This window comes from Mycobacterium sp. ST-F2 (assembly GCF_001905655.1).
GTDB lineage: Bacteria > Actinomycetota > Actinomycetes > Mycobacteriales > Mycobacteriaceae > Mycobacterium.
The window spans coordinates 18,844-43,676 of record NZ_JMHT01000063.1 but is presented as its reverse complement, the minus strand read 5'-3'; the positions used below and the strand labels follow the sequence as shown (position 1 = coordinate 43,676).

General features: G+C 69.2%; 25 protein-coding genes. 17 read left to right on the top strand and 8 right to left on the bottom strand.

Features of this window, described 5'->3' with window-relative positions; genetic code table 11:
• Nucleotides 1-70: 70 nt before the first annotated feature.
• Nucleotides 71-421 (bottom strand): hypothetical protein, encoded by a 351-nt coding sequence (locus tag EB75_RS21615; RefSeq protein ID WP_073697318.1) that lies wholly within the window; start codon nucleotides 419-421, stop codon nucleotides 71-73.
• 165 nt (nucleotides 422-586) lie between these two features.
• Between EB75_RS21615 and nth the strand changes: the two genes are divergently transcribed.
• The 4 genes from nth to marP are packed head-to-tail and all read left to right on the top strand — an operon-like array spanning nucleotide 587 to nucleotide 3,865.
• The gene (gene nth / locus EB75_RS21610; RefSeq protein WP_168176092.1) at nucleotides 587-1,273 is read left to right on the top strand and encodes an endonuclease III; all 687 of its coding nucleotides are present in this window, start codon (nucleotides 587-589) and stop codon (nucleotides 1,271-1,273) included.
• Entirely contained in the window at nucleotides 1,270-1,914 is a 645-nt protein-coding gene (locus EB75_RS21605) for a TlpA family protein disulfide reductase (protein WP_073697316.1), read from the top strand. Before nth ends, EB75_RS21605 begins: the two co-directional genes overlap by 4 nt.
• Nucleotides 1,911-2,675, top strand: a complete 765-nt coding sequence (locus tag EB75_RS21600) for an NUDIX hydrolase (protein ID WP_073697315.1) — start codon at nucleotides 1,911-1,913, stop codon at nucleotides 2,673-2,675. The genes EB75_RS21605 and EB75_RS21600 overlap by 4 nt, the downstream gene beginning before the upstream one ends.
• Nucleotides 2,672-3,865, top strand: a complete 1,194-nt coding sequence (gene marP, locus EB75_RS21595; protein WP_073697314.1) for an acid resistance serine protease MarP — start codon at nucleotides 2,672-2,674, stop codon at nucleotides 3,863-3,865. Before EB75_RS21600 ends, marP begins: the two co-directional genes overlap by 4 nt.
• On the opposite strand, the gene EB75_RS21590 is transcribed toward marP, so the two are convergent.
• The gene (locus EB75_RS21590; protein ID WP_073697313.1) at nucleotides 3,854-4,786 is read right to left on the bottom strand and encodes an alpha/beta fold hydrolase; all 933 of its coding nucleotides are present in this window, start codon (nucleotides 4,784-4,786) and stop codon (nucleotides 3,854-3,856) included. The two genes, marP and EB75_RS21590, sit on opposite strands and share 12 nt — an antisense overlap.
• Nucleotides 4,786-5,295, bottom strand: coding sequence for a phage holin family protein (locus EB75_RS21585; RefSeq protein WP_073697364.1), 510 nt, complete (start codon nucleotides 5,293-5,295; stop codon nucleotides 4,786-4,788). The genes EB75_RS21590 and EB75_RS21585 overlap by 1 nt, the downstream gene beginning before the upstream one ends.
• A gap of 117 nt (nucleotides 5,296-5,412) precedes the next feature.
• Here EB75_RS21585 and EB75_RS21580 point away from each other — a divergent pair, with 117 nt between their 5' ends.
• Nucleotides 5,413-6,078 (top strand): S1 family serine peptidase, encoded by a 666-nt coding sequence (locus tag EB75_RS21580; protein WP_142239754.1) that lies wholly within the window; start codon nucleotides 5,413-5,415, stop codon nucleotides 6,076-6,078.
• Nucleotides 6,079-6,090: 12 nt separating this feature from the next.
• On the opposite strand, the gene acs is transcribed toward EB75_RS21580, so the two are convergent.
• Complete coding sequence (gene acs, locus EB75_RS21575; protein ID WP_073697311.1) at nucleotides 6,091-8,049, bottom strand: acetate--CoA ligase; 1,959 nt, start codon at nucleotides 8,047-8,049, stop codon at nucleotides 6,091-6,093.
• Nucleotides 8,050-8,198: 149 nt separating this feature from the next.
• On the opposite strand from acs, the gene EB75_RS21570 reads away from it, so the two are divergent.
• Complete coding sequence (locus tag EB75_RS21570; protein WP_073697310.1) at nucleotides 8,199-8,969, top strand: Fic family protein; 771 nt, start codon at nucleotides 8,199-8,201, stop codon at nucleotides 8,967-8,969.
• 438 nt (nucleotides 8,970-9,407) lie between these two features.
• On the opposite strand, the gene EB75_RS21565 is transcribed toward EB75_RS21570, so the two are convergent.
• Nucleotides 9,408-10,265 carry an HAD-IB family hydrolase gene (locus EB75_RS21565; protein WP_217267719.1) on the bottom strand — a complete coding sequence of 286 codons (858 nt, stop codon included), beginning with the start codon at nucleotides 10,263-10,265 and terminating at the stop codon, nucleotides 9,408-9,410.
• Between the two features lie 505 nt (nucleotides 10,266-10,770).
• Here EB75_RS21565 and ssd point away from each other — a divergent pair.
• From ssd to soxR, 8 genes are read left to right on the top strand one after another with little or no spacing between them, the layout of a single operon-like run.
• Nucleotides 10,771-11,844, top strand: coding sequence for a septum site-determining protein Ssd (ssd, locus tag EB75_RS21560; protein ID WP_073697308.1), 1,074 nt, complete (start codon nucleotides 10,771-10,773; stop codon nucleotides 11,842-11,844).
• Complete coding sequence (locus EB75_RS21555) at nucleotides 11,841-13,010, top strand: TadA family conjugal transfer-associated ATPase (protein ID WP_073697307.1); 1,170 nt, start codon at nucleotides 11,841-11,843, stop codon at nucleotides 13,008-13,010. The genes ssd and EB75_RS21555 overlap by 4 nt, the downstream gene beginning before the upstream one ends.
• An 11-nt stretch (nucleotides 13,011-13,021) precedes the next feature.
• The gene (locus tag EB75_RS21550; RefSeq protein WP_073697363.1) at nucleotides 13,022-13,783 is read left to right on the top strand and encodes a type II secretion system F family protein; all 762 of its coding nucleotides are present in this window, start codon (nucleotides 13,022-13,024) and stop codon (nucleotides 13,781-13,783) included.
• Nucleotides 13,780-14,346 carry a type II secretion system F family protein gene (locus EB75_RS21545; RefSeq protein ID WP_217267718.1) on the top strand — a complete coding sequence of 189 codons (567 nt, stop codon included), beginning with the start codon at nucleotides 13,780-13,782 and terminating at the stop codon, nucleotides 14,344-14,346. Before EB75_RS21550 ends, EB75_RS21545 begins: the two co-directional genes overlap by 4 nt.
• Nucleotides 14,347-14,370: 24 nt before the next feature.
• Nucleotides 14,371-14,571 carry a DUF4244 domain-containing protein gene (locus EB75_RS21540; RefSeq protein ID WP_073697306.1) on the top strand — a complete coding sequence of 67 codons (201 nt, stop codon included), beginning with the start codon at nucleotides 14,371-14,373 and terminating at the stop codon, nucleotides 14,569-14,571.
• Nucleotides 14,552-14,893 (top strand): TadE family type IV pilus minor pilin, encoded by a 342-nt coding sequence (locus EB75_RS21535; RefSeq protein WP_073697305.1) that lies wholly within the window; start codon nucleotides 14,552-14,554, stop codon nucleotides 14,891-14,893. The genes EB75_RS21540 and EB75_RS21535 overlap by 20 nt, the downstream gene beginning before the upstream one ends.
• The gene (locus EB75_RS21530; RefSeq protein WP_073697304.1) at nucleotides 14,886-15,227 is read left to right on the top strand and encodes an Rv3654c family TadE-like protein; all 342 of its coding nucleotides are present in this window, start codon (nucleotides 14,886-14,888) and stop codon (nucleotides 15,225-15,227) included. Before EB75_RS21535 ends, EB75_RS21530 begins: the two co-directional genes overlap by 8 nt.
• A gap of 10 nt (nucleotides 15,228-15,237) precedes the next feature.
• Nucleotides 15,238-15,711, top strand: coding sequence for a redox-sensitive transcriptional activator SoxR (gene soxR / locus EB75_RS21525; protein ID WP_073697303.1), 474 nt, complete (start codon nucleotides 15,238-15,240; stop codon nucleotides 15,709-15,711).
• Here soxR and EB75_RS21520 read toward each other — a convergent pair.
• On the bottom strand, nucleotides 15,708-16,763 hold the full coding sequence (locus EB75_RS21520; RefSeq protein ID WP_073697302.1) for a PAS domain-containing protein: 1,056 nt from the start codon (nucleotides 16,761-16,763) through the stop codon (nucleotides 15,708-15,710). The two genes, soxR and EB75_RS21520, sit on opposite strands and share 4 nt — an antisense overlap.
• A 55-nt stretch (nucleotides 16,764-16,818) precedes the next feature.
• On the bottom strand, nucleotides 16,819-19,161 hold the full coding sequence (locus tag EB75_RS21515) for a DEAD/DEAH box helicase (RefSeq protein WP_073697301.1): 2,343 nt from the start codon (nucleotides 19,159-19,161) through the stop codon (nucleotides 16,819-16,821).
• Nucleotides 19,162-19,340: 179 nt separating this feature from the next.
• On the opposite strand from EB75_RS21515, the gene EB75_RS21510 reads away from it, so the two are divergent.
• From EB75_RS21510 to topA, 3 genes are all read left to right on the top strand, one after another.
• Nucleotides 19,341-19,544 (top strand): cold-shock protein, encoded by a 204-nt coding sequence (locus EB75_RS21510; protein WP_073697300.1) that lies wholly within the window; start codon nucleotides 19,341-19,343, stop codon nucleotides 19,542-19,544.
• 106 nt (nucleotides 19,545-19,650) lie between these two features.
• Nucleotides 19,651-20,229: a hypothetical protein gene (locus EB75_RS21505; protein WP_073697299.1), complete on the top strand. Its 579-nt coding sequence runs from the start codon at nucleotides 19,651-19,653 to the stop codon at nucleotides 20,227-20,229.
• Between the two features lie 145 nt (nucleotides 20,230-20,374).
• On the top strand, nucleotides 20,375-23,200 hold the full coding sequence (gene topA, locus EB75_RS21500) for a type I DNA topoisomerase (protein WP_073697298.1): 2,826 nt from the start codon (nucleotides 20,375-20,377) through the stop codon (nucleotides 23,198-23,200).
• Here the strand turns inward: topA and EB75_RS21495 are convergent.
• Nucleotides 23,197-24,792 carry an adenylate/guanylate cyclase domain-containing protein gene (locus EB75_RS21495; protein WP_073697297.1) on the bottom strand — a complete coding sequence of 532 codons (1,596 nt, stop codon included), beginning with the start codon at nucleotides 24,790-24,792 and terminating at the stop codon, nucleotides 23,197-23,199. The genes topA and EB75_RS21495 overlap by 4 nt on opposite strands.
• Nucleotides 24,793-24,833 lie beyond the last annotated feature (41 nt).

The window sequence follows — 24,833 nt, the reverse complement described above, 5'->3', positions numbered from 1 at the left end:
GCGCGCAAGCTAGCCAGTGAACTGGTTAACAAAGTCAGTCTAGTGGTAAGCCGTTTCGCAACCAGCCACGCTACACACGATTTGCGTGGCGAGTCTCGCGAAATTGCGGATTGCCCGCATAGTGGGCATACGCACGGCTGGGTAACTCGGGCTCACCGAAGGCTCCGAGCGGGTTGTCCCGCGTCGGCGACGGGGCCGCCAGCGCGCGCGGTTCGTCGAATCGGGGTGCCGAGCGGTGGGGCAACGTCCCGGGCGCCGCGCTCTGTTCCGACCAGGCGTTTTTGACCTTGTCGACGAAGGCTTTGACGTCGGCCGCGGTGTACGTCTCCTTGGACGTATCGAGCATGGCTTCGAGGCGGCTCAACCCGAAGGTTGCCAACATGAGCAACCCGGGAATGCACACCACGAGCAACCAGGACACACGCAGAAGTAAACACGCCGAATGTCTCAGGGTGATCACGAAACGACGCCGGTCAAAGTATCCTTACCGACTTCTCTCAGTACGCTTACCGGCGTGCCTGCGCGACGATCCACCGCAAAATACGACCGCGAAACCCACCTGGGTCTGGTGCGTCGTGCCCGGAGGATGAATCGTGAACTGGCGCTGGCGTTTCCCCACGTCTACTGCGAACTGGATTTCACCAATCCGCTGGAGCTGGCGGTGGCCACGATCCTGTCGGCACAGTGCACGGATAAGAGGGTGAACCTCACCACGCCGGCATTGTTCGCCAAATACCCGACGGCGCTGGACTATGCGCAAGCCCACCGGACCGAGCTCGAGGAGCTGATCCGCCCCACCGGCTTCTACCGCAACAAGGCGAATTCGATCATCGGGCTGGGCCAGGAACTGGTGGCCCGCTTCGACGGCGAGGTGCCCGACACCCTGGACGAACTGGTGACGCTGCCCGGCGTCGGCCGCAAGACCGCCAACGTCATCCTGGGCAACGCTTTCGACATCCCGGGGATCACCGTCGACACCCATTTCGGGCGGCTGGTGCGACGCTGGCGCTGGACCGCCGAGGAAGACCCGGTGAAGGTGGAACACGCGGTCGGGGAGTTGATCCCGCGCAAGGAGTGGACCTTGCTCTCGCATCGCGTGATCTTCCACGGGCGCCGGGTCTGTCACGCCCGTACCCCGGCCTGCGGCGTGTGCGTGCTGGCGCGCGACTGCCCGTCGTACGGCCTCGGGCCGACGGACCTCGCCGCGGCCGCGGCGCTGGTGAAGGGACCCGAAACCGAACACCTGCTGGCGCTGGCCGGGATCACCGAGTGAGTCGGTCCGCCCGCTGGACCGCCGTGGTCCTCGCGGTGTTCGTCGTGTTGGGCGTGGCGCTGTGGCGGCAACTGGGCGATAGCAAGGCGCCGTCAGGTCAGCAGATCGGCCAGGCCCGGGTGCATCGCGACGCCGACACGCCGGCAGCGCTGGCCGCGCCCCGGGCCAAGGCGGCCCTGCCGCCGTGTCCGGCGCCGCAGGGCGGCCCGGGACCGCGAGCCCTGCAGGGCATCACGGTCGACTGCGCGGCCGACGGCACGCCGGTCGACATCGCGAAGGCCGTGGCCGGCCGGGCCGTGGTGCTGAACCTGTGGGCCTACTGGTGCGGCCCCTGCGCCGACGAGTTGCCCGCGCTGGCCGAGTACCAGCGCCGGATGGGCGCGAAGGTGACGGTGCTGACGGTGCACCAGGACGAGAACGAGACCGCCGGGCTGCTGCGGCTTGCCGACCTCGGGGTCAAGCTGCCGATGCTGCAGGACGGCCGGCGGCTGATCGCCGCCGCGTTGCGCGTGCCCAACGTGATGCCTGCGACCGTGGTGCTGCGCCCGGACGGTAGCGTTGCGCAGGTCCTGCCCCGGTCGTTCACCAGTGCCGATGAGATCGCCGCGGCGGTGAACCCACAGTTAGGAGTGTCGGGGTGAACGTGCTGAACCCGCAGGCCGCCCCGGCCTGGCTGCGGCCGCTCGTCGACAACGCGGCGGACCTGCCGCAGGCCTACCGCCGCCGGGTGCCGGCGAGCGTGCTGGCGGCCATCACCGCTGCCGGCGCGACCGCGACATTGACGGGCACCAAGCGGGACGCCGCGGTCCTGGTGCTGTTCTCGGGGGCGCCCGACGCCCCGGCCGGAGCGCTGCCGCCCGATGCCGACCTGCTCGTCACCGTCCGCGCGTCGACGCTGCGGCACCATGCCGGTCAGGCGGCGTTCCCCGGCGGCGCGTCCGATGCGGGCGACGACGGCCCCGTCGGCACCGCGCTGCGCGAAGCGACCGAGGAGACCGGTATCGACGCCTCGCGGCTGCACGTGCTGGCGGAGCTGGACCGAATGTTCATCCCGCCCTCGGGTTTTCACGTGGTCCCGGTGCTCGCGTACTCGCCCGACCCCGGCCATGTCGCCGCCGTCGACCCGGCGGAGACGGCCATCGTCGCGCGGGTTCCGGTACGCGCCTTCGTCAATCCCGAGAACCGGTTGATGGTGTATCGCAAGGAGAACACGCGGCGGTTCGCCGGCCCGGCATTTCTGCTCAACCAGATGCTGGTGTGGGGCTTCACCGCTCAGGTGATCTCCGCGATGCTCGACGTCGCGGGCTGGGCCCAGCCGTGGAACGCCGACGTCATCGAGGAACTGGACGCGGCAATGGCGCTGCTCGGGGAGTCCAGCGGCTACCGTGTGGATCAACCATGACACCTTCACAATGGCTGGATCTGGCCGTTCTGTCCGTCGCCTTCGTCGCCGCCATCTCGGGCTGGCGGTCCGGGGCGCTCGGTTCCCTGCTGTCCTTTCTCGGCGTGGTGCTCGGCGCGGTGGCCGGTGTGCTGCTCGCGCCGCACGTCGTGGCGCACGTCGACGGGGCCCGCAGCAAGCTCTTCATCGCGCTGTTCCTGATCCTGGGACTCGTCGTGGTCGGCGAGATCGCCGGTGTGGTGCTGGGCCGCGCCGTTCGCGGCGCCATCCGCAACGAGGTGGTGCGCGGCTTCGACTCGGTGGTCGGCATGGCCCTGCAACTGGTCGCGGTCCTGGTGGCGGCCTGGCTGCTCGCGACGCCGCTGACATCGGCCGACCAGCCGAATCTGGCCGCGGCGGTCAACGGCTCGCGCGTGCTGTCGCACGTCAACGACCTTGCGCCGGACTGGTTGAAGCGCGTGCCCACGCGGCTCTCGGCCCTGCTGAACACCTCGGGCCTGCCCTCGGTGCTGCAGCCGTTCGGCCGGACCCCGATCGTCAGCGTCTCGGCCCCGGACCCCGCCCTGGCATCCGATCCGACGGTGGTCGCGGCCAAGGGCAGCGTCGTGAAGATTCGCGGTGTCGCGCAGAGCTGCCAGAAAGTGCTGGAGGGCACCGGCTTCGTGGTGGCACCCGGCCGCGTGATGTCGAACGCGCACGTGGTGGCCGGCTCCAACAGCGTCACCGTCGAGGTCGACGGCAAGACCTACGACGCCAAGGTGGTGTCCTACGACCCGGATGAGGACATCTCGATCCTCGACGCGCCCGATCTGCCCGCGACGCCGCTGAAGTTCGACATGAAGGAGGCCGCGACCGGCACCGGCGCGGTGGTGATGGGCTACCCGGGTGGTGGCGAGTTCGCCGCGACCCCGGCCCGCATCCGCGAGGTCATCAAGCTCAACGGTCCGGACATCTACCACTCCACGACCGTCACGCGTGAGGTCTACACCATCAGAGGCAATGTCCGCCAAGGTAATTCGGGTGGTCCGCTGATCGACGGCAATGGTCAGGTGCTCGGTGTCGTGTTCGGCGCCGCGGTCGACGACGCCGACACCGGCTTCGTGCTCACCGCCCAGGAAGTGGACAAGCAGATGGCCAAGGTGAACAACCAGGAGGCCGTGCCGACCGGGAAGTGCATCTCAGCGGGGTAGCTGGTGCAGGAATGTCGTCAGCTCCGAGGTGACGACGCCCGGCTGTTCCTCGTGCGCGAAATGTCCTGCGCCCGTGACCGATACGAACCGGGTCTGCGGGGCGTAGCGCTGGGTCCGGTGGACCGGATCGTCGAGCACGTAGGGATCGGCGGTGCCGTGCAGGTGTAGGACCGGCACCGTGGTGCGCTGTTTCATCGCCCGCATGAAGCGCCGGCCCTCACCGCGGACCTGACTGCGCGCCGCCCAGCGCTGGTACTCCAGTGCCGAGTGTGCCGCCGACGGAATCTGGATCGCGGTGCGCAGATGACGCACCGACTGCGTGAAATCCTCTGTCGCCGGCCAGGCCGCGCCGGCCCGGCTGCGGACCAACTGCTCGACGGCGGCGCCGCCCCGCCGGGTGAGGACGTGCTCGGGCCACCACGGCACCTGATTGCGCAGCATCGCGGGCAGCAGGGCGGCGCGCTGGCCCCGATTGGTCAGCGTCGACGATCGCAGCGCCACCGGATGCGGGGAGCTGACCAGCGCGATACCCCGCACCGCCCGCGGGTGCAGCAGCGCGGTGGCCCAGCAGACCAGGCCGCCGTCCGCGTGCCCCACCAACACCGCCGAATGGTGTCCGAGGGCGCGCACCAGGCCGGCCGTGTCCCCGGCCAGCGTCCAGCCGTCGTAGCCGGTCGGTGGTTTGTCGCTGCCGCCGTAGCCCCGCAGATCCACCGCGACCACCCGCGCGCCGCGCAGATCGCGTAGCTGATGCCGCCACGAGTGCCAGAACGAGGCGAAGCCGTGCAGCAGGATCACCAGGGGCTGGTCGGGCTCCGAACCTTCCGCCTCCACGACATGGAAGCGAATCCCGTTCGCGTGCACCTGGAGGTGGCGCCACGGACCGTCGATCCGGACGACCGACGGATCGGGTGGCGGCACTACCAGCCTGAGGTGTCGCTGGAAGCCGAGCGAATGGAGGCTTGGCCCGATGTCTTGTCGTGGCCCGGTGTCAGCGCCACCTTGGCCTCCTTGACCGTGGCGATGGTGTCGCGCGGGCCGCGGATCTTGCGGACCTTGAGGAAGCCCAGGAAGGCGAGCGCGCCTGTCGTCAGCACCATCAGCGCGAAGACGATCAGGTACGACGCCCAGCTCGGCAGCCACAGTTCCAGCAGTGAACCGAGGAAGAAGAAGAAAAAGAACGTCGAGTAGAACAGCACCACCAGCGCCGCGATGAACAGGACGCTGCCGGTCAGGCCCTTCTTCACGTCGGCGGTGATCTCGGCGCGGGCCAGCTCGACCTCGGCGCGCACCAGCGTCGACATCTGTGCGGTGGCTTCCTTGACCAGATCGCCGATCGACGGATCAGCCTTGGGAGCATGCGGATCCACCAGCGGGATCGAGGTCACCGTGGTGGGAACTGCGCCATTCTTGCGATCGGCATTGCTCACGAACACGTCCTCCCGGCGTCGGTGTAGTCCTGGCATATGTTGCCACGTGGGGCGCCGGTTAACGATCCGGGCCAGCGATACACTGCACCGATGCGTGTGGCACCCGTGTTTGCTTCGATGTCTGGGATGGCCATTGCGCTGTTCGGTGCGTTGGCCGGGGTGCCGGCACACGCGGACGCGCCGGTGCCGCTGGGTGGCGGTTCGGGCATCGTCGTGGACGGCGACACCTTCTGCACGCTGACCACCATCGGGCATGACAACCGCGGCAAGCTCGTCGGCTTCACCTCGGCGCACTGTGGTGGCCCCGGCCACGAGGTCGCGGCCGAGGGCGCCGAGAACCGCGGCACTCTCGGCGTCATGGTGGCCGGCAGCCAACCGCTGGACTACGCCGTCATCGAGTTCGACCCGGCCAAGGTGCAGCCGCTCAACAATGTCAACGGTTTCCAGATCGACGGCATCGGTCCGGACCCGACGTTCGGCGAGGTGGCGTGCAAGCTGGGCCGCACCACCGGCTACTCCTGTGGCGTCACCTGGGGCCCGGGACAGGACCCGGGCACCATCGTCGACCAGGTGTGCGGCCAGCCCGGTGACTCGGGTGCGCCCGTCACCGTCAACAACAAGCTGGTCGGCATGATCCACGGCGCCTTCAGCGACGACCTGCCGACGTGCGTCGTCAAGTACGTGCCGCTGCACACCCCGGCGGTGACGGTGTCGATCAACGCGGTGATCGGCGACCTCGATGCCAAGAACCGGCCAGGCGCGGGTTACGTCCCGATCGCCTGAGCCGGCCTGGGCCTACTTGCTGGCGCGGATGGCTTCGAAGACGCTGGGGTCGACGAGGGTGGAGGTGTCGCCGAGGTCGCGGCCTTCGGCGACGTCGCGCAGCAGTCGGCGCATGATCTTGCCGCTGCGGGTCTTGGGCAGCTCGGGCACGACGTGGATCTCGCGCGGCTTGGCGATCGGCGAGATCTCGGTGGCGACCTGGGCCCGCAGCTCCTCGACGATGTTGGCCGAACCGCCGTGCGCCGATTCCTTGAGGATGACGAACGCGCAGATGGCCTGGCCGGTGGTTTCGTCGGTGGCGCCGACGACGGCGGCTTCGGCCACGCCGGAGTGCCCGACGAGCGCGGACTCGACCTCGGCGGTCGAGATGCGGTGGCCCGAGATGTTCATGACGTCGTCGATGCGGCCCAGGACCCAGATGTTGCCGTCGGCGTCGTAGCGGGCACCGTCACCGGCGAAGTACCAGCCCTGCTCGGCGAAGCGCGACCAGTAGGTGTCCTTGAAGCGTTCGTCGTCGCCCCAGATGCCGCGCAGCATCGACGGCCACGGCTTGTCCAGCACGAGGTAGCCGGTGACGTGTTCTGCCTCGTCGGCGCCGGGGACCAGTTCGTTGCCGTCGTCGTCGACGATCTTGGCACTGATACCGGGCAGCGGGGTCATGGCCGAGCCGGGCTTGGCGGCGGTGACGCCCGGGAGGGGGGAGATCATGATGGCGCCGGTCTCGGTCTGCCACCAGGTGTCCACGATGGGCGTCTTGTCGGCGCCGATGTGTTCGCGGTACCAGCGCCAGGCCTCGGGGTTGATGGGCTCGCCGACCGAGCCGAGCAGCCGCAGGCTGGACAGATCGTGTGCCTCGGGGAGGGTGCGTCCCCATTTCATGAACGTGCGGATCAGCGTCGGCGCCGTGTAATAGATGGTGACGCCGTACTTTTCGATGATCTCGAAGTGCCGGTGCATGGTGGGCGAGGCCGGCGTGCCTTCGTAGACGACCTGGGTGACGCCGTTGGCGAGCGGGCCGTAGACGATGTAGGTGTGTCCGGTGACCCAGCCGATGTCGGCGGTGCACCAGTACACGTCGTCGGTCTTGATGTCGAAGACGTTGTGGTGGCTGTAGGCCGCCTGGGTCAGGTAGCCGCCGCTGGTGTGGACGATGCCCTTGGGCTTGCCGGTGGTGCCGGAGGTGTACAGCAGGAACAGCGGCTGCTCGGCGTCGAAGGCTTCGGGGGTGTGCTCGGGTGAGGCGGTCTCGACGGTCTCGTGCCACCACAGGTCGCGGCCCGGCGTCCAGTCGACGTCGATGCCGGTGCGCTTGACCACGAGCACGTGCTCGACGGAGGACTGGCCGTCCCCACCTGATCCCAAGGCCTCGTCGACGGCCGACTTGAGCGAGGCGGCCTCGCCGCGGCGGTACTGGCCGTCGGTGGTGATGACGAGCTTGGCCTCGGCGTCGTCGACACGGGCGCGCAGCGCCTGGGCCGAGAAGCCGGCGAAGACGACGGAGTGCATGACACCGAGACGGGCGCAGGCCAGCATCGCGACGATGGCCTCGGGCACCATCGGCATGTAGATGGCGACGCGGTCGCCGGCGGTCAGGCCCATGGCGGTCAGCGCGTTGGCGGCCTTGCTGACCTCGTCTTTGAGTTGGGCATAGGTGATGTCGCGGGCGTCCCCGACAGGCTCGCCTTCCCAGTGGATCGCGACGCGGTCGCCGTTGCCGGCTTCGACGTGGCGGTCGACGCAGTTGTAGGCGACGTTGAGCTTGCCGTCACCGAACCACTTGGCGAACGGGGCATTGGACCAGTCCAGGACCTCGGTGAACGGGGTGGCCCAGGACAACCGCTCGCCCTGGCGGCGCCAGAAATCCAGGCGGTCGGCATCGGCTTCTTCATACAGCGCAGCGGTGGCATTGGCCTGCGCGGCGAACTCGGCAGGCGCGGGGTAAGCCTGTGGCACAGCGGTGTCTTGTGTCATGGTTGTGAGCGTAGTCACTGGCAGGTTGCAATGACGTTGGAGGTGGCCCGCCACCGGGACGTTGGAGGTGGCCCGCCACCGGGACGTTGGAGGTGGCCCGCCACCGGGACGTTGGTGGTGGCCACCTGGTGGCACTACCCTGTGCGTCCGTGGCTGCACCTGACCCGTTGGCTCCTCTGGCCGAACTACCCGGCGTGGCCGAGGCCGGAGACGAGGCGCGTGAAGCGCTCGGTCGGGCCCATCGGCACAAGGTGAATCTGCGCGGTTGGCCGGGCACCGCGGCCGAGGCCTCGCTGCGGGCGGCCCGGGCGTCGTCGGTGCTCGACGGCGGCTCCCTGAGTTTCAGTAAGGACGGTGAAGCGCCGGCCAAGGGCGAGCGCGCCGATGCCGTGCTGGCCGGCGCGCTGCGCGTGGCGGAAGCTCTCGAAGGCGGCGCGACGGCGCTGGTCGGGGTGTGGCAGCGCGCGCCGCTGCAGGCCATCGCCCGGCTGCACACGCTCGCGGCCGCGGATCTGACCGATGCGGAGCAGCTCGGCCGGCCGCGCACCGACGACCCGGACGTCGGGCGGCGGCTGGAGTTGCTCGGCGAGATCGTGGGTGGCGGGAGCCGGGTGCCGGCGACGGTGCTCGCGGCCGTCGCTCATGGCGAACTCCTGAGCCTGGCTCCGTTCGGGGTGGCCGACGGTGTGGTGGCGCGCGCGGTGTCGCGGCTCATCACGATGTCGAGCGGACTGGACCCGCACGGTCTGGGTGTCCCGGAGATGTACTGGATGCGTGAGGTCGGCCAATACCGTGCCGCGGCACGGGGCTTCGCGTCGGGGACTGCCGACGGGTTGACGGCGTGGCTCATCTGCAGCAGTCGTGCTCTGCATGCCGGGGCGCGTGAAGCGTTGTCGATCGCTCAGGCCTCGGCGAAGTAGAGGCGTTGCTCCAGCAAACATGCAGACATAAAAGCGGGCGGCGCTCCGTCGTCAGAGGGCATCTGACTCGGCTCGCCGCCCGCTAGCACGGAACCCCGGTTACCAAGCGTGCTTGTCGGGTTGTGTGGGTGGCCTCGGCGTCCCTGCAATGCGCTGCGGCTACAACTCCACCCAAGGAATTCTCTTAGCCGTTCGCTTTTCGCAATTACGCAGGCCCACAACGCTTTTACCATTGTCGCGGTATGTGCTCCGCGTGGGTGCCGGTATTCCGTGCTGGGATGCCCACTTCGGGAGGTCGAACCTTCTCTTCCGGTTCGGTCTTGGCCTTGGAGGGCTTCCGTGCTTCCTTTGTACTACGTGACCGCAGTCACATCAAGGGTCAATCGCCGGCGATTTGGGATTGTTATTGAGCCCGGCTCAGCAACTCGTCAGTAGCTTTCAGAAGTTCAGTCGGCGGAGCAGCGAGTACGTCACGGCGCCCGCCGCGAGGGCGCTCGCGCCGACGGCCAGCGTGGTGGCCACCGCGGCTCCCGACGGCGCCGGCAGCCGGTCCCGCAGCGACACCGGACGGGTGAAGGTCAGCACCGGCCAGCCGCGGGCGACGGCCTCCTTGCGCAGTGCGCGATCCGGATTGACGACGGCCGGGTGTCCGACCGCCGACAGCATCGGCAGATCGGTGATGGAGTCCGAGTACGCGTAGCAGTGTTCGAGTGCATAGCCCTCGCGCGCGGCGAGGTCCTCGATCGCCTGCACCTTGCCTTCGGCGAAGCAGTAGAAGTCGACGTCGCCGGTGAACTTGCCGTCCTCGACGACCATCCGCGTGGCCATCGAATGATCGGCGCCGAGTTCGCGAGCGATGGGCGAGACGATCTCCTCGCCCGATGCCGAGACGACCACGACGTCGCGGCCACACAGCTTGTGGTCGGCGATCAGGTTGGCGGCTTCGGCGAAGACCAGCGGGTCGACGATGTCATGCAGTGTCTCGGCGACGATCGACTTCACCTGTTCGACGTCCCAGCCGGTGCACATGTTGGTCAGGTAGGACCGCATACGGTCCATCTGGTCGTGGTCGGCACCGGACATCAGGAACAGAAACTGCGCGTAGGTGGACTTGAGCACGGCCTGCCGATTCAGCAGTCCCTGGTTGAAAAAAGGTTTGCTAAAAGCGAGGGTGCTCGACTTGGCGATCACCGTTTTGTCGAGATCGAAGAAGGCTGCGGTGCGCACCGGACCGCCGGACTCGGCCTCCTGGCGCGGCGCGGCCGCGGCCGGGGCGGCCGGATCGGATGCGGTCACGGCTCCCAGCATATGCTCCGGACCGCCGGTGCCGGGTGGACGGCGGTGTCGCCGTGTCGGTCGCCGTTGGCATGGCTGCCGAGGCGATTGACGTGCTGACACGCCCATTTCACAGACAACCAACAGTTGCGCAGAGCCCTGTTGACGTGTGTATAGTGGGCTTTACCCGGCTAGCTCCGGGTGTGCATCAGCCCGACCCCCCGGGGCTGATCCACGACGACCTCCGCCTCCTCCCCCCCTGGCGGGGGTCGTCCCTTTTTCGGGGTAGGTCGAATTTTCCGAAGCTTCGCCATGCTGGCGCGTTCGCGTTGGCGCCGCATCCTACTTGCTCGGGCTCGGCGGCACTGCCTCGGCCCCGCTGAGCGGAATCGTGCGCGGGGTATGCAAAAAGTTGCGGAACGACATTCTCACGGGTCCGTCAATAAAGTTGTCCACAGTTTGCGATCCATCCACATTTCGGGCGCGCGCTCTGGCGCCGCCGCCTGTCGCGGATCACGGTGGACCCATGGCAACGAACGGGGCACTGGCGCTGATCGCGGACGCCGGACTGCGCGATGAGATCGAGCGCATCGCCGCCGCCGCGGGCATCCGGGTGGTGTACGCGGCCACGCCCTCCGGTCGGAGGGCGTGGGTCGGCGCCGCGGCGGTGCTGTTGGATGTCGCCGCAGCGCAGCGCTGCCGCGAGCTCGGAATGCCCCGCCGGTCCGGCGTGCTGCTGCTCGTCGGCGAGGCGCCGGGGACCCCCGAGTTCGAGGCCGCGATGACGATCGGCGCGCAGGAGGTCATCACCTTGCCCGGACAGGAGGCCGGGTTGGTCGGCCTGCTGTCCGACGCCGCCGCCGGAGATTCGGACGGGCGTCGAGGGGCCGTCGTCGCGGTGATCGGTGGCCGCGGCGGTGGCGGCGCGTCGGTGTTTGCGATCGCCCTCGCGCAGGCCGCCGGTGAGCCGGGCGGCGACTGTCTGCTGGTCGATGTGGATGCCTGGGGCGGTGGCCTCGATCTGGCGCTCGGGGCCGAGGGCGACGCCGGCCTGCGGTGGCCGGACCTACCCGCCGCGGGCGGCCGGCTCAGCTACCCGGCGTTGCGTGACGCGCTGCCGCATCGCCGCGGGGTGGTGGTGCTGTCGGCCGGACGCACCGGCGTGGAGCTGACGCCGACGGCCGTCACCGCGGTGGTCGAGGCCGGGAGCCGCGCGGGCGCGACGGTGATCTGCGACGTGCCGCGGCAGTCGTCGGCCGCGGCAGAGACGGTGCTGGCGGCAGCCGATCTGGTGGTTGTGGTGGCTCCGGCGGAGGTGCGGGCCTGCGCGGCCACGCGCGCGGTGGCGGATTGGGTGACGGCGATCAACCCGAACGTCGGCCTCGTGGTTCGGGGACCCGCACCCGGTGGGCTCCGCGCCGCCGAGATGGCAGCGATTCTGGGGTTGCCGCTGCTGGCGGCCATGCGGGCGGAAAGCAATCTGGATGGTGCGCTGGAACGGGGTGGGCTCGGCCGGAGTCTGCGGCGCCGGTCCCCGCTGGCGGCGGCGGCCCGCCGCGTGCTCGCCGTGCTACCGCCGCAGTCAGGGGAGGCGGCATGACGTCGTCGTTGGTGGACCGGGTCCGGGAACGCCTGGCTGCCCAGAGCGGCGGTGCGCTGCACCCGAATGCGGTGGCCGCGGCCATCCGCGCCGAGTCCGGCGGTGTCGTCGCCGACAGTGATGTGCTGGCCGGCCTGCGGGTCGTGCAGACCGAGCTGACCGGTGCCGGGATTCTCGAGCCGCTGCTGCGCGGGCCGGGCACCACCGACGTGCTGGTGAGCGCGCCCGACGAGGTGTGGGTCGACGACGGAACCGGCTTGCGCCGCAGCCCGATCCGATTTCCGGACGAGTCCGCGGTGCAGCGCCTGGCGCAACGGCTGGCACTGGCTGCCGGTCGCCGGCTCGATGACTCGCAGCCCTGGGTCGACGGGCACCTGCCCGGTCTGGGCGGCGGTGGCTTGAGCGTTCGGCTGCACGCCGTGCTGCCACCGATCGCGGCGGCCGGTACCTGCCTCTCGCTGCGGGTGCTGCGGCCCGCCACCCAGAACCTGACGGCTCTCGTCGACTCCGGCGCCATCGCGGGTCCCGCCGCCGCCCTGATCGCAGACATCGTGGCGGCGCGACTGGCCTTCCTGGTCTCGGGCGGCACCGGCGCAGGGAAGACGACGGTGCTGTCGGCACTGCTCGGGGCCGTCGACCCGGCCGAACGCATCGTCTGCGTCGAGGACGCCGCCGAACTCGCACCGGAACATCCGCACCTGGTCCGGTTGGTCGCGCGCGGCGCCAACGTCGAAGGCGTCGGCGAGGTGACGGTCCGCGATCTGGTACGGCAGGCGCTGCGGATGCGGCCCGATCGCATCGTGGTCGGAGAGGTTCGCGGCGCGGAGGTCGTGGACCTGCTGGCCGCCCTCAACACGGGCCATGAGGGCGGGGCCGGGACGGTCCACGCCAACAGCCCTGCCGAGGTGCCGGCCCGCATGGAAGCGTTGGCGGCGGTCGGTGGGCTGGACCGGGCGGCTCTGCATTCTCAGCTGTCGGCCGCGTGTCAGCTGGTGCTGCACACCGCGCGCACCCGGGATGGGCGTCGGCACTTGAGCGAGATCGCGGTACTGCGCCGCGCCCCGGACGGGACCGTGACGGCAGTGACCGCATGGCATGTCGAGAAGGGACACGGGCCGGGACTCCCGGCATTGCGCGCACTGCTGGCCGCTCGGGGCCGGTCGTGAGCTCCGCGTTGATGCTGGCGCTCGCCGTGCTGGTGGCACCCGCACCGGGCGGTATCGGTCGGCTCGGGACTCGAAAACGGTTGGTGGGATTGGGGCCGAGGCTGGTGTGGTCGGTGGCCGCAGCGGTCGCTGCCGGGGCACTCGTCGTGCTGCCGCTGACCGTGATGCTGGCGGGCGCGGCGGTGGTGCTGACCGCCGGGCTGCGGTGGCAGCGCGCGCGGCGAGCGGCCGAACGCACCCGGGAAGCGCAGACCCTGCAGGGTGCCCTCGGCATCCTGGTCGGAGAACTGCGTGCCGGGGCGCATCCGGTGGCGGCCTTCGACGCCGCGTCCCGCGAGGTCGACGGGCCGGTCGCTGCGGCACTGGGGGAGGTTGCGGCCCGGGCCCGGCTGGGCGCTGATGTCGCGGCCGGTCTGCGCGCGGTCGCGGGGTCGTCGGCGCTGCCCGCGCATTGGGAACGGCTGGCGGTGTACTGGCAACTGGCGCTCGACCATGGCCTCGCCATCGCGCCGCTGATGCGTGCCGCCGAACGAGATGTCGTTGCACGCGAACGGTTCTCGTCGCGAATCAGGGCGGGGATGGCCGGCGCCCGGACGACGGCGGCGGTGCTGTCCGGACTGCCCGCCCTCGGAATTGTGTTGGGGCAGTTGATCGGTGCGCATCCGGTGCGCTTCCTGCTCGGGGACGGCGCGGTGGTGCTGGGAGTCGGCGTGGTGCTGTGCTGCCTCGGGCTGCTGTGGTCGGACCGGATCATCGCGCGGGCGCAGCGATGAACGGAATCATGCTGCTGGCGTTGGCCCTCGTCCTGATCCCCGGCGCGGCGGTGCACCGGATCCGTCCCCAGCCGCCGGACCGGTCATCGCCCCCGGTGTCTCCGCGCGCCGATCCGTTGGCCGTGCCGTCGAGCCTGGATGTGCTGGCGGCCTGCCTCTCGGCAGGCATGGCGACCAGCGCTGCGGCCATGGCGGCGGCGCCATCCGCGCCGGCCGGACTGGCTGCCGTGCTACGCCGCGCGGCCGAACTGCTGGCTTTGGGCGCCAGCCCGGCGACGGCCTGGTCGGAGCGGGGTGACGGCACCGACCCGCAGGTGGCCGCGCTGCTGCGGTTGGCCCGGCGGTCGGCGTCATCCGGGGCTGCGATGGCGCACGGCGTCGCGGAACTGGCCGAGCAGGCCCGGGCCGACGCCGGCGACGCGGCGGACGCGGCCGCCGAGCGGGCCAACGTGTTGATCGCCGGACCGCTGGGGCTCTGCTACCTGCCGGCGTTCGTCTGTCTCGGCATCGTGCCGGTGATCGCCGGTCTGGCCGGTGACGTGTTCCGTTCGGGGGTGTTGTGATCTGTCACAAGGGGAGGAAAAACCATGAAAATCAACAGAATTCGTGCCTGGGAGGCGCGGGCGACCCTGCTGCTCACCGATGAGAGCGGCATGTCGACCGTCGAATATGCCATCGGCACGGTGGCTGCCGCGGCGTTCGGCGCGATCTTGTACACGGTGGTCACCGGGGACTCGATCGTCAGCGCACTGACCAACATCATCGCCCGTGCCCTCACCACCAAGTGATGACTCTGGCGGTGTCACGGTCGAGGCCGCGTTCGCGGTTGCCGCGCTCATCGCCGTCGCGGTCCTGGGTGTCGGTGGGCTTGCCGCGGTCTCGATGCAGGTGCGCTGTGTCGACGCGGCCCGGGAAGCCGCCCGCCTCGCGGCCCGCGGCGACGACCGCGGCGCCGTCGACACCGCCCGGCGCACCGGACCCGAGGGTGCCTCGGTCGAGGTGCGGCGCGACGGTGGCCGGGTCGTCGCACGGGTCCGTGTCGCGGCACCGATGCTCCCCGGCATCACGGTGGGGGCCGAGGCGGTGGCTGCCGACGAGCCGCGTGCGTGAGGACCGCGGCTCGGCGACGGTGGTCGCGGTCGCACTGATTGCGGTGCTCGCCGGGCTCCTGTCGGGGGCGGTCGCCGTCGGTGCCGCGGTGATCGGTCGGCATCGTGCGCAGTCGGCCGCTGACCTCGCCGCGCTGGCGGCCGCCGGGGTCTTGGCTTCGGGGCCGGGCCAGTCGTGCCGTCGGGCCGCCGCGGTTGCGGAGGCCATGGGAAGCCGGGTCGGTCAGTGCTCGGTGCAGCGGCTGGACGTGGTGGTCGATGTGGAGGTGCCGGTGCGGTTCGGCCGCTGGCACCTGGGTGTGGCGCACGGGCGGGCCCGCGCCGGACCACCCTAGAATCGCAACTATGGTTGAGATCAAGCGCATGGGTCCGACCGACCTGCTGACCATCGGCGAGATCGTCAAGCGGACGGGAGTCGCGGCGTCCGCGTTGCACTTCTACGAGCGAAAAGGCTTGATCCACCCGGAGCGCACGGCCGGCGGGACCCGGCTGTATCCGCGTCACCTGGAGCGGCGGATCGCCGTCATCCAGGTGGCGAAGCGGCTCGGCATTCCCCTCAGCGAGGTCGCCGAGCACTTCCGGACGCTGCCCGACGACCGGATGCCGTCACTGCGGGACTGGACCCGGCTCAACAAGCGGTGGCGTGCGCAACTGCGGGAGCGTCAACTCGAATTGGAACGGCTTCAGTCGGAGATGGACCAGTGCATCGGGTGCGGCTGCATCTCGCTCAACCACTGCCTGGTCATCAACCCCGGGGACGAGCTCGCTGCCGAAGGGCCGGGAGCGCGGCGGCTGCTTCCCATCGACGAGCCGAACTAGGAAGGCGCCGAATCGGATTCGGGCCCATCATCGGTGAGCCGATCCCCGGCGGCCATCAGCTCACCGTATGTGGGTAGCCGCAACGACAGCAGACCGGCGAACGTGTCGTCGGCGACTTCGAGCCGGTGCGCGGTGACGTGGATCGGCACCCACCCGCCGTCATTGGCCCGCAACCGGAGTACCCGCGACGTCGGTCCGCTGCCGAATTCGACGGTCATGACAGCCATTTCGGCGATCTCGTCCGGGTGCACCACCTTTTCGGACGGCGCGTCGGCGCTCCAGTCGAAGAGCGGACAGGGTTCGTCGACCCAGTTGATCAGCTTCCAGCTGTTGAGATCGACCACGGCCCGGTATACCCCGGGCACCTGCGGACCGTTGATGATCTGCTGTGCCCGGTCGAGCGGTGTGGCCGACGAATTGTCCCGGACACCCCGCCAGTTCATGGCCCGGCAGATCAGTCGATCCTCGCCGTCCTCGTCGGGCTCGTTCAGTACCCGAGCGGCGAACCCGACGGTGATGGGGCGTCCCCGGAAGTCGGTCATTTCCCAAGTGCTGGTGAAGGTTTGACCCGGCTTGGGTTTGATGACCGCGGAGATGACCCGGGCCTCGTTCGGGTTGAGCTTGCGGGTCTGCAGGTCGTCGGCGAAGGCGCGGCCGTGGGTGGCCTCGGCTGCCGGGTTGAGGCCGCTGTTGGCCAGCGACTCCATGGTGTCGGTCGCGATGCCGCCCGTCAGATCCCACTTCAGCGGGCCCGGGATCATCCGGTCCGGCGGGTCGGCATCGGGGGTGCCGACCCACACGTGGACGCCGTGGATGCGGCCGTCGGTCATCTGCACGACTTCCGTCCGGATCACCCGGTCGCTCTTGGGCGTGATGCTCGTCAGCGGTAGGGCGGCTCGCACCGTTTCGCCGATGGCCGACTGGATGGCCATCAGACTGGAGTTGCGCCGCAGAAAGGAGCTGATGGGCACCATATCGACGGTTTGCTGTCCTTGTGCGACGACGGCAGGTTCGGCGCCGAGGGTCTCGACGAGGAGCCAGTCGTCTGTCATGGCCGTAGTTTATCCGTTTCGGTGCGCTTTGCTCTGCCCAACATTGCCGGGCCGGCTACCTCCCGTGGGCCGCCAAAGTGTCGACAACCAGGCGAAGTACCTGGACAGCACCGGCTTTGTCCAGTGGGTCGTTCGCGTTGCCGCACTTGGGCGATTGCACACAGGAGGGGCAACCGTGACGGCACTCACAGGCCTCGATCGCCGCGGCCGTGGCCGCCCACCAGGTGGACAGCTGCCGGAACCCGCGGTCGGCGAACCCGGCGCCGCCCGGATAGCCGTCGTACACGAAAATCGTTGGCAGACCGGACGAATCGCCGGGTGCTGGTCCCGATGCGGTGGACACTCCGCCGATGTCGCCCCGGTCGCAACTGGCCACCAGCGGCAGCAGGCCGATCGCCGCATGCTCGGCGGCGTGCAGCGACCCGGGCACCCGTAACGGGTCAATTCCGTTGTCCAGCAATATCTCCGGGGTCAGGGTGCACATGACCGCCATGGTGTCCAGCGTGCGGGTGGGCATGTCCAGGTCGACGAAGTCGAGCACCGCGCCGTCCATCGCCCGGCGTAGGAACCCGACGACGGTGTTCGACACCGACACCGGAACCAACCCGATGGCGACGGAGCCGAACCGGTGGATCTCCCCGGTTCCCCGAACCGAGATGTCGGTGACCTCCCGGGCCGACGTCGTGTAGCCGGGATTCTCGGCGTGCACGAAGGCGACGCCGGCCTCGAAATCCAGCGCATCCACCAGGAACGTCTCACCCTGGTGCAGGTGGACGGCGCCCGGGTGCACCGAGGCCGGCGCCTGCCCGGCGCCGGTGCTGCCCAGCATGCGTCCGGTCCCGGACTCCAGGATGGCGATCTGCCCGCCCGACGAGCCCCGGATGTCCACGGCGGGATGTGGATCCACGCCGGGCGCCGGGAAGTAGCCGGCGGGACGCTTGCGCAGCAGGCCGTCGTCGACCAGGGACTCGGCCACCGCTTCGGCGTCCCACATCCGGACCTCGGCCGGTGTCAGGGGTAGTTCGGTTGCCGCGCAGAGCAATTGCGGCGACAGCACGTACGGGTTGCCGGGATCGATCACGATCCGCTCGATGGGCTTGTCCAGCAGCGCCGCGGGATGGTGCACCAGATAGGTGTCGAGTGGGTCGTCGCGGGCGATCAGCACGATCAGCGCGCTCTGGCCGCGTCGTCCGGCCCGGCCCGCCTGCTGCCAGAACGAGGCCACGGTGCCGGGGAACCCGGCCAAGACCACCGCATCCAGTCCGGCGATGTCGACGCCGAGTTCCAGCGCGTTCGTGGTGGCCAGACCGCGCAGTTCCCCTTCCGTCAGGGCATGTTCCAGTGCCCGACGGTCCTCGGCCAGGTAGCCGGCGCGGTAGGACGCCACCAGGTCGGCCAGCTCGGGTGCGACGGTCTCGAGCCGGGCCCGGGCGCCGAGCGCCGTCAGCTCTGCGCCGATGCGCGAGCGGACGAACGTCAGGGTCCGGGCACCCTCGGCGATGAGGTCGGCCATCACCCGGGAGGCCTCGGTTCCCGCGGACCGGCGGACGGGGGCACCGTTCTCCCCGATCAGATCGGTGAGCAGCGCGGGCTCCCACAGCGCCACCGTGCGACCGCCGTGCGGTGACCCGTCTGCGGTGATGGCGGTGACCGTCTGGCCGAGGAGCTCGGATGCCGTCTGTGCCGGCGCGGCGGTGGTCGCGCTGGCGAACACCACGGTGGGCGCTGATCCGTAGCGGTCACACAGCCGCAACAGCCGGCGCAGCACCATCGCCACGTTCGATCCGAAAATGCCACGGTAGTAATGGCATTCGTCGATCACCACGAACTTCAACTGACGCAGGAACACGGCCCAGCGGGCGTGGTTGCGCAGCAGGGACAGGTGCACCATGTCGGGATTGGAGAAGATCCACCGGGACCGTTCCCGGGCGAATTGCCTTGCCTCTGTGGAGCTGTCGCCGTCATAAGCCGAGGGCGCGACGTTGGTGAGGCCGGGGATCGTCGCGCACAGTGATTGGGCGGCGCGGAGCTGGTCGTGGCCCAGAGCCTTGGTGGGGGACAGGTACAGGGCACGGGCGTGGCTGTCGGTCTGCAGTTCGTGCAGGATCGGCAGTTGATAGGCCAGGGATTTACCGGATGCGGTGCCCGTCGCGATCACCACGTGCCGGCCGGCATGCGCCAGCTCGGCCGCGGACACCTGATGCGACCATGGCTGCGCCACACCACGATCGGTGAACGCGCGCACCACGTCGTCGCCAACCCAAGTGGGCCAGGGCATTCGGCGCGCCTGCCGCGGCGCCAGGTCGGCGACGTGCCGCAGCGGCTGCTCGTCGGCCGGGGTGCCATCGAGAGCCGAGGCCAGCAGCTCGCGCCCGAAGTTCGACTCTCCCTGCGTCACAAGATGAATTGTTAACCACAGATCGCCGTGTGACTGTCGCGACAGCGTCCGGCATGGTTGACTGATCTTGGTCGCAGCTTCTGTGTTCGTGTGTCAACACCCGGGAACGTCGTTGCTTCCCGGTACACCGGAAGACTCGGTGGACCGCACCCGCAGTAACAGAAGGAAATGAAGGACAAATGCCACAGGGGACTGTGAAGTGGTTCAACCCGGAGAAGGGTTACGGCTTCATTGAGCAGGAAGGCGGCGGCGGCGACGTCTTCGTCCACTACAAGCAGATTCAGTCCAACGGGTTCCGCACCCTGGAAGAGAATCAGAAGGTCGACTTCGAGGTCGAGCAGGGCGCCAAGGGCCCGCAGGCTCTCAACGTCCGCGCCATCTGAGGTTCTCAGACTGACAAACGCCCCCGCATCGTCTGCGACGAAGTGGGGGCGTTTTGCATAGCTGGCCTCCGAGCCTTTAGGCGTGGCCTGGCCTACCCTCGGCAGGGTGAGCCAGCTGTCCTTCTTCTCGGCGGAGTCAATGCCGCCTGCGGTGGCCGACCTGACCGGGTTGCTCGCTGCGCCGGGACAGCTGGTCCGGGTGAGCGGCGATGTGCGGCTGTCAGTTGTGGTCGACGCGTTGTGGCGGGCCGAGGCGCTGGCCGAGATGATCGCCGAAGCGGGTCTGACGCCGGAGATCACCCATACCGACGAGAAGACCCCGTTGGTGCGCACCGGAGCCGACGTGCGACTGGCGCGGCTGGCGCAGGACTGGACCCGCGGCGCGGTCAAAACGGTGCCCGAGGGCTGGCTGCCGGGCCCCCGGGAGCTGCGCGCCTGGGCGCTGGCGGCGGGTGTGGCGGAGCCGAACGGCTATCTGCTGGGTTTGGATCCCCACGCACCGGATACTCACTCGACGTTGGCGTCGGCACTCATGCGGGTCGGTATCGCACCGACGTTGATCGGCACCCGGGGCCACCATCCGGCCCTGCGCATCAGCGGCCGTCGGAGGTTGTTACGCCTGGTAGAGAACGTGGGCGAGCCGCCCACGTTCACGGAGGCGTTTCTCCAATGGCCCCGGATTTAGCGGATGCAGCCCGTATATTTTGGCCGCATCCGGTTTGCGTAGGCTCGCGCGGAGTGTCAAATTGTGACTTGCCTTGGAACCGGATGACCGTTAGGCATTCATTCGGTGTCTTAGTGCCGACCAAGAAGTGGAGCGTATAGATACGGTGGCTGACCTCGATGGTGCCGGTAGCGGCAGCCGGGTCCGGCGACTCGTCATAGTCGAGTCGCCTACCAAGGCGCGCAAGATTGCCGGTTACCTCGGCTCCAATTATGTCGTCGAATCGTCGCGCGGACACATTCGTGACCTCCCGCGCAACGCCGCGGACGTGCCGGCCAAATATAAGGGCGAGGCCTGGGCCCGCCTCGGTGTGAACGTCGACGACAACTTCGAGCCGCTGTACATCGTCAGCCCCGATAAGAAGGCCACGGTCACCGAGCTCAAGGACCTCCTCAAGGGTGTCGACGAGCTCTACCTCGCGACGGACGGTGACCGCGAGGGCGAGGCCATCGCGTGGCACCTGCTGGAGACGCTGAAGCCCAAGGTGCCGGTCCGGCGCATGGTGTTCCATGAGATCACCGAGCCCGCCATCCTGGCGGCTGCCGAGAATCCCCGTGACCTGGACATCGCCCTGGTCGACGCGCAGGAGACCCGCCGCATCCTCGACCGCCTCTACGGCTACGAGGTCAGCCCCGTGCTGTGGAAGAAGGTCGCCCCCAAACTGTCGGCCGGCCGCGTGCAGTCCGTCGCGACCCGGATCATCGTGCAGCGCGAGCGGGAACGCATGGCGTTCCGCAGCGCCGGCTACTGGGATGTCACCGCCGAGCTGGACGCCAGCGTCTCCGACCCGGAAGCCTCCCCGCCCAGGTTCACCGCCAAGCTGGGCACCGTCGACGGCCGACGGGTCGCCACGGGCCGCGATTTCGACTCGCTCGGCGCCGTCAAGAAGCCCGACGAGGTGCTGGTTCTCGACGAGGCCGCCGCCGGCTCGCTGGCCGCGGGCCTGCGGGGCGAGTCGCTGACCGTCAGCTCGGTGGAGCAGAAGCCGTACACGCGCAAGCCCTACGCGCCGTTCATGACGTCGACGTTGCAGCAGGAAGCCGGCCGCAAGCTGCGGTTCTCCTCCGAGCGCACCATGAGCATCGCGCAGCGGCTGTACGAGAACGGCTACATCACCTACATGCGTACCGACTCGACGACGCTGTCGGAGTCGGCCATCAATGCCGCGCGCACCCAGGCCGGGCAGCTGTACGGCCAGGAGTACGTCCACCCGACGCCGCGGCAGTACACCCGCAAGGTCAAGAACGCGCAAGAGGCACACGAGGCCATCCGCCCCGCCGGGGACGTGTTCCAGACCCCGGGTCAGTTGCACGGCGCCCTGGACACCGACGAGTTCCGGCTCTACGAACTGATCTGGCAGCGCACCGTCGCCTCCCAGATGGCCGACGCCCGCGGCACTACCCTTTCTCTCCGTATTTCCGGCCAGGCGCGCACGGGCGAGCAGGTGGTGTTCAGCGCGTCCGGCCGCACCATCACGTTCGCGGGCTTCCTGAAGGCCTACGTCGAGAGCCTCGACGAGCAGGCCGGCGGCGAGGCCGACGACGCCGAGAGCCGGCTGCCCAACCTGACCCAGGGTCAGCGCGTGGATGCCGCCGACCTCACCGCGGACGGGCACACCACCAATCCGCCGGCCCGGTACACCGAGGCCTCGCTCATCAAGGCGCTGGAAGACCTGGGCATCGGTCGTCCGTCGACGTACTCGTCGATCATCAAGACCATCCAGGACCGCGGCTATATCTATAAGAAGGGCAGCGCCCTCGTGCCGGCCTGGGTGGCGTTCGCCGTCGTCGGGCTGCTCGAGCAGCACTTCGGGCGCCTGGTCGACTACGACTTCACGGCCGCCATGGAGGACGAACTCGACGAGATCGCCGCCGGCAACGAGCAGCGCACCAACTGGCTGACCAACTTCTACTTCGGTGGCGACCACGGCGTGGAGGGGTCGGTGGCCCGCGAGGGTGGCCTGAAGAAGCTGGTCGGCGTCAACCTCGAGGGCATTGACGCGCGAGAAGTCAACTCCATCAAGCTGTTCGACGATGCCGAAGGTCGCGCCATCAACGTCCGCGTCGGCCGCAATGGGCCGTACCTCGAGCGGATGATCGCGGATGACGAGAACCCGGGTGAGCTGAAACCGCAGCGCGCCAACCTCAATGACGACCTGACGCCCGACGAGCTGACCCTCGAGCTGGCCGAAAAGCTTTTCGCCACACCGCAAGAGGGCCGGGTGCTGGGTGTCGATCCGGAGACCGGGCACGAGATCGTCGCCAAGGACGGCCGGTACGGACCGTACGTCACCGAGGTGCTGCCGGCGCCGCCCGAGGAGCCCGAAGACGGGGCCGGGGCGAAGAAGGGCAAGAAGCCCGTCGGCCCCAAGCCGCGCACGGGATCTCTGCTGCGCTCAATGGATCTCGAGACGGTGACGCTCCAGGACGCGCTGAAGCTGCTGTCGTTGCCGCGCGTCGTCGGCGTCGACCCGGAGAGCAACGAGGAGATCACCGCGCAGAACGGCCGCTACGGCCCATACCTCAAGCGCGGCACCGACTCTCGGTCGCTGGCCACCGAAGAGCAGATGTTCACCGTCACACTCGAAGAGGCGCTGAAGATCTACGCCGAGCCGAAACGCCGTGGGCGCCAAGGGGCTGCGACGCCGCCGCTGCGCGAGCTGGGTACCGACCCGGTCTCGGGCAAGCCCATGGTGATCAAGGACGGCCGCTTCGGCCCGTACGTCACCGACGGTGAGACCAACGCGAGCCTTCGTAAGGGCGACGACGTCATGTCGATCACCGACGAGCGGGCCTCGGAGTTGTTGTCCGACAGGCGCGCTCGTGGCCCGGTGAAGAAGGCTGCGAAGAAGACCCCGGCGAAGAAGGCAGCGGCCAAGAAGACCGCCGCCAAGAAGGCGCCGGCGAAGAAAGCCGCCGCGAAGAAGGCCTAGCTCGCGGCTTCGGTTTCGGAGGCCGGCCGCGGCGACGCCAGTGACAGGGGCCGCGCCAGCTGTGTCGGCGCAGACCGGCCGCGCAGTTCGACGGTCTCGCCGACGTCCCAGCACAGCGCTTCGGCGTCCAACGCACCGCTGACGGCGATTGCCGACGCCAGAACGTGGCCCTCCTCGAGCTTGGCCAGCTCGGTCAGCCGGGCGGCCTCGTTCACGGGGTCGCCGATCACGGTGTATTCGAAGCGGGCCAGCGCGCCGATGTGACCGGCGATGGCCCGGCCCGCGGATACGCCGATGCCGAACTCGGTGGTGCCCAGCACCGTCACCAGCTCGTCGTGCAGCTCACGGGAGGCGGCCAGCGCCGCACCCGAGGCGTCCGGGTGCTCGATGGGGGCGCCGAAGATGGCCAGCGCCGCGTCACCCTGGAACTTGTTCACGAACCCGCCGTGCCGGTTCACGGTGTCGACGATGATCCGGAAGAACTCGTTGAGGATCGACACGACCTCGGCGGCGGGCCGCGTCGAGGCCAGCTGCGTCGACCCGATGAGGTCGATGAACAGCACCGCGACGTCGCGTTCCTGGCCGCCCAGCTCGGTGCCGCGCTCCAGGGCCCGGCGCGCGACGTCCTCGCCGACGTAGCGGCCGAACAGGTCGCGCAGGCGTTGCCGCTCGGACAGGTCGCGCACCATGTCGTTGAAGCCGGCTTGCAGCAGGCCCAGCTCGCTGGCGTCGTAAATCTGCATGTGCGCGTTGTAGTTACCGCGCTGGACCTCACCGAGGGCCCATCGCAGCTGCCGCAGCGGGTCGGCGATGGACATGGCGACCAGCACGTTGCCGGCCAGGCCGACAGCCAGCGCGGTGATCGCCAGCAGCAGGATGGGGGTGTTGAGCTGGTCGTTCTGGGCGATGAAGGTCGTGTACTGGCCGGCCAGTCGGGCCACGATGATGGCCAGCAGCGGCACGCCGGTGGACAACACCCACGTCAGGACCTGGCGCTGGATGACGCCGGGAGCCCGGAAGTTCTCCGGCACGCCGTCGCGCAGGGCGGCAACCGCGACCGGGCGCAGGACGCGCTCGGACTGCAGGTAGCCGATGATGGCCGTCGCGGTGGCGCCGAGCGCGCTGGCCACGGCGACGAAGGGCGCCGAGCGGCTGGCCACCGGCCAGCTGGCGATGATGAACACCACCGACCCCAGGAACCAGTTCCCGACACTGATCAGCGTCCGGTAGTACGGCATCTTGAGCGCCCGGGTCCGGGCCAGCTCGGTGAACTCGGGGTCGTCGGCGTCGCCGTGCAGGGTGTCCCGCCGTTGCCAGCGGATCACCGGGATCAGCAGCCGCAGGCTCAGCCAGGCCGCCACGACGAACGAGACGAACAGGACGGTCAGGAACACCGCCAGGTTGACGGCCGGCAGGTCCTGTAGCTGGATACGGTCTTCGGCCGGCAGACCGAACCGCAGGAACCCCAGAACGAACAGCGCGCCGATGATGTCGGCCTGCAGCAGGCTCAGCGTGAATACCGGCCATGGCGTGCGCGCCACCCACCGGACGAACCCCCTGATTCGCCCGATGCGCTCTACATCGGTGGCCACGCGTTAACCGTATCCGGCCGGAGCGACAGACATCGCTAGTG

Coding starts and splice junctions, on each gene's coding strand:
- nth (WP_168176092.1), top strand. CDS start 587: ATGAATCGTGAACTGGCGCTGGCGTTTCCCCACGTCTACTGCGAACTG.
- marP (WP_073697314.1), top strand. CDS start 2,672: ATGACACCTTCACAATGGCTGGATCTGGCCGTTCTGTCCGTCGCCTTC.
- EB75_RS21580 (WP_142239754.1), top strand. CDS start 5,413: ATGTCTGGGATGGCCATTGCGCTGTTCGGTGCGTTGGCCGGGGTGCCG.
- acs (WP_073697311.1), bottom strand. CDS start 8,049: ATGACACAAGACACCGCTGTGCCACAGGCTTACCCCGCGCCTGCCGAG.
- ssd (WP_073697308.1), top strand. CDS start 10,771: ATGGCAACGAACGGGGCACTGGCGCTGATCGCGGACGCCGGACTGCGC.
- EB75_RS21555 (WP_073697307.1), top strand. CDS start 11,841: ATGACGTCGTCGTTGGTGGACCGGGTCCGGGAACGCCTGGCTGCCCAG.
- EB75_RS21550 (WP_073697363.1), top strand. CDS start 13,022: ATGCTGGCGCTCGCCGTGCTGGTGGCACCCGCACCGGGCGGTATCGGT.
- EB75_RS21545 (WP_217267718.1), top strand. CDS start 13,780: ATGAACGGAATCATGCTGCTGGCGTTGGCCCTCGTCCTGATCCCCGGC.
- EB75_RS21540 (WP_073697306.1), top strand. CDS start 14,371: ATGAAAATCAACAGAATTCGTGCCTGGGAGGCGCGGGCGACCCTGCTG.
- soxR (WP_073697303.1), top strand. CDS start 15,238: ATGGTTGAGATCAAGCGCATGGGTCCGACCGACCTGCTGACCATCGGC.
- EB75_RS21520 (WP_073697302.1), bottom strand. CDS start 16,763: ATGACAGACGACTGGCTCCTCGTCGAGACCCTCGGCGCCGAACCTGCC.
- EB75_RS21510 (WP_073697300.1), top strand. CDS start 19,341: ATGCCACAGGGGACTGTGAAGTGGTTCAACCCGGAGAAGGGTTACGGC.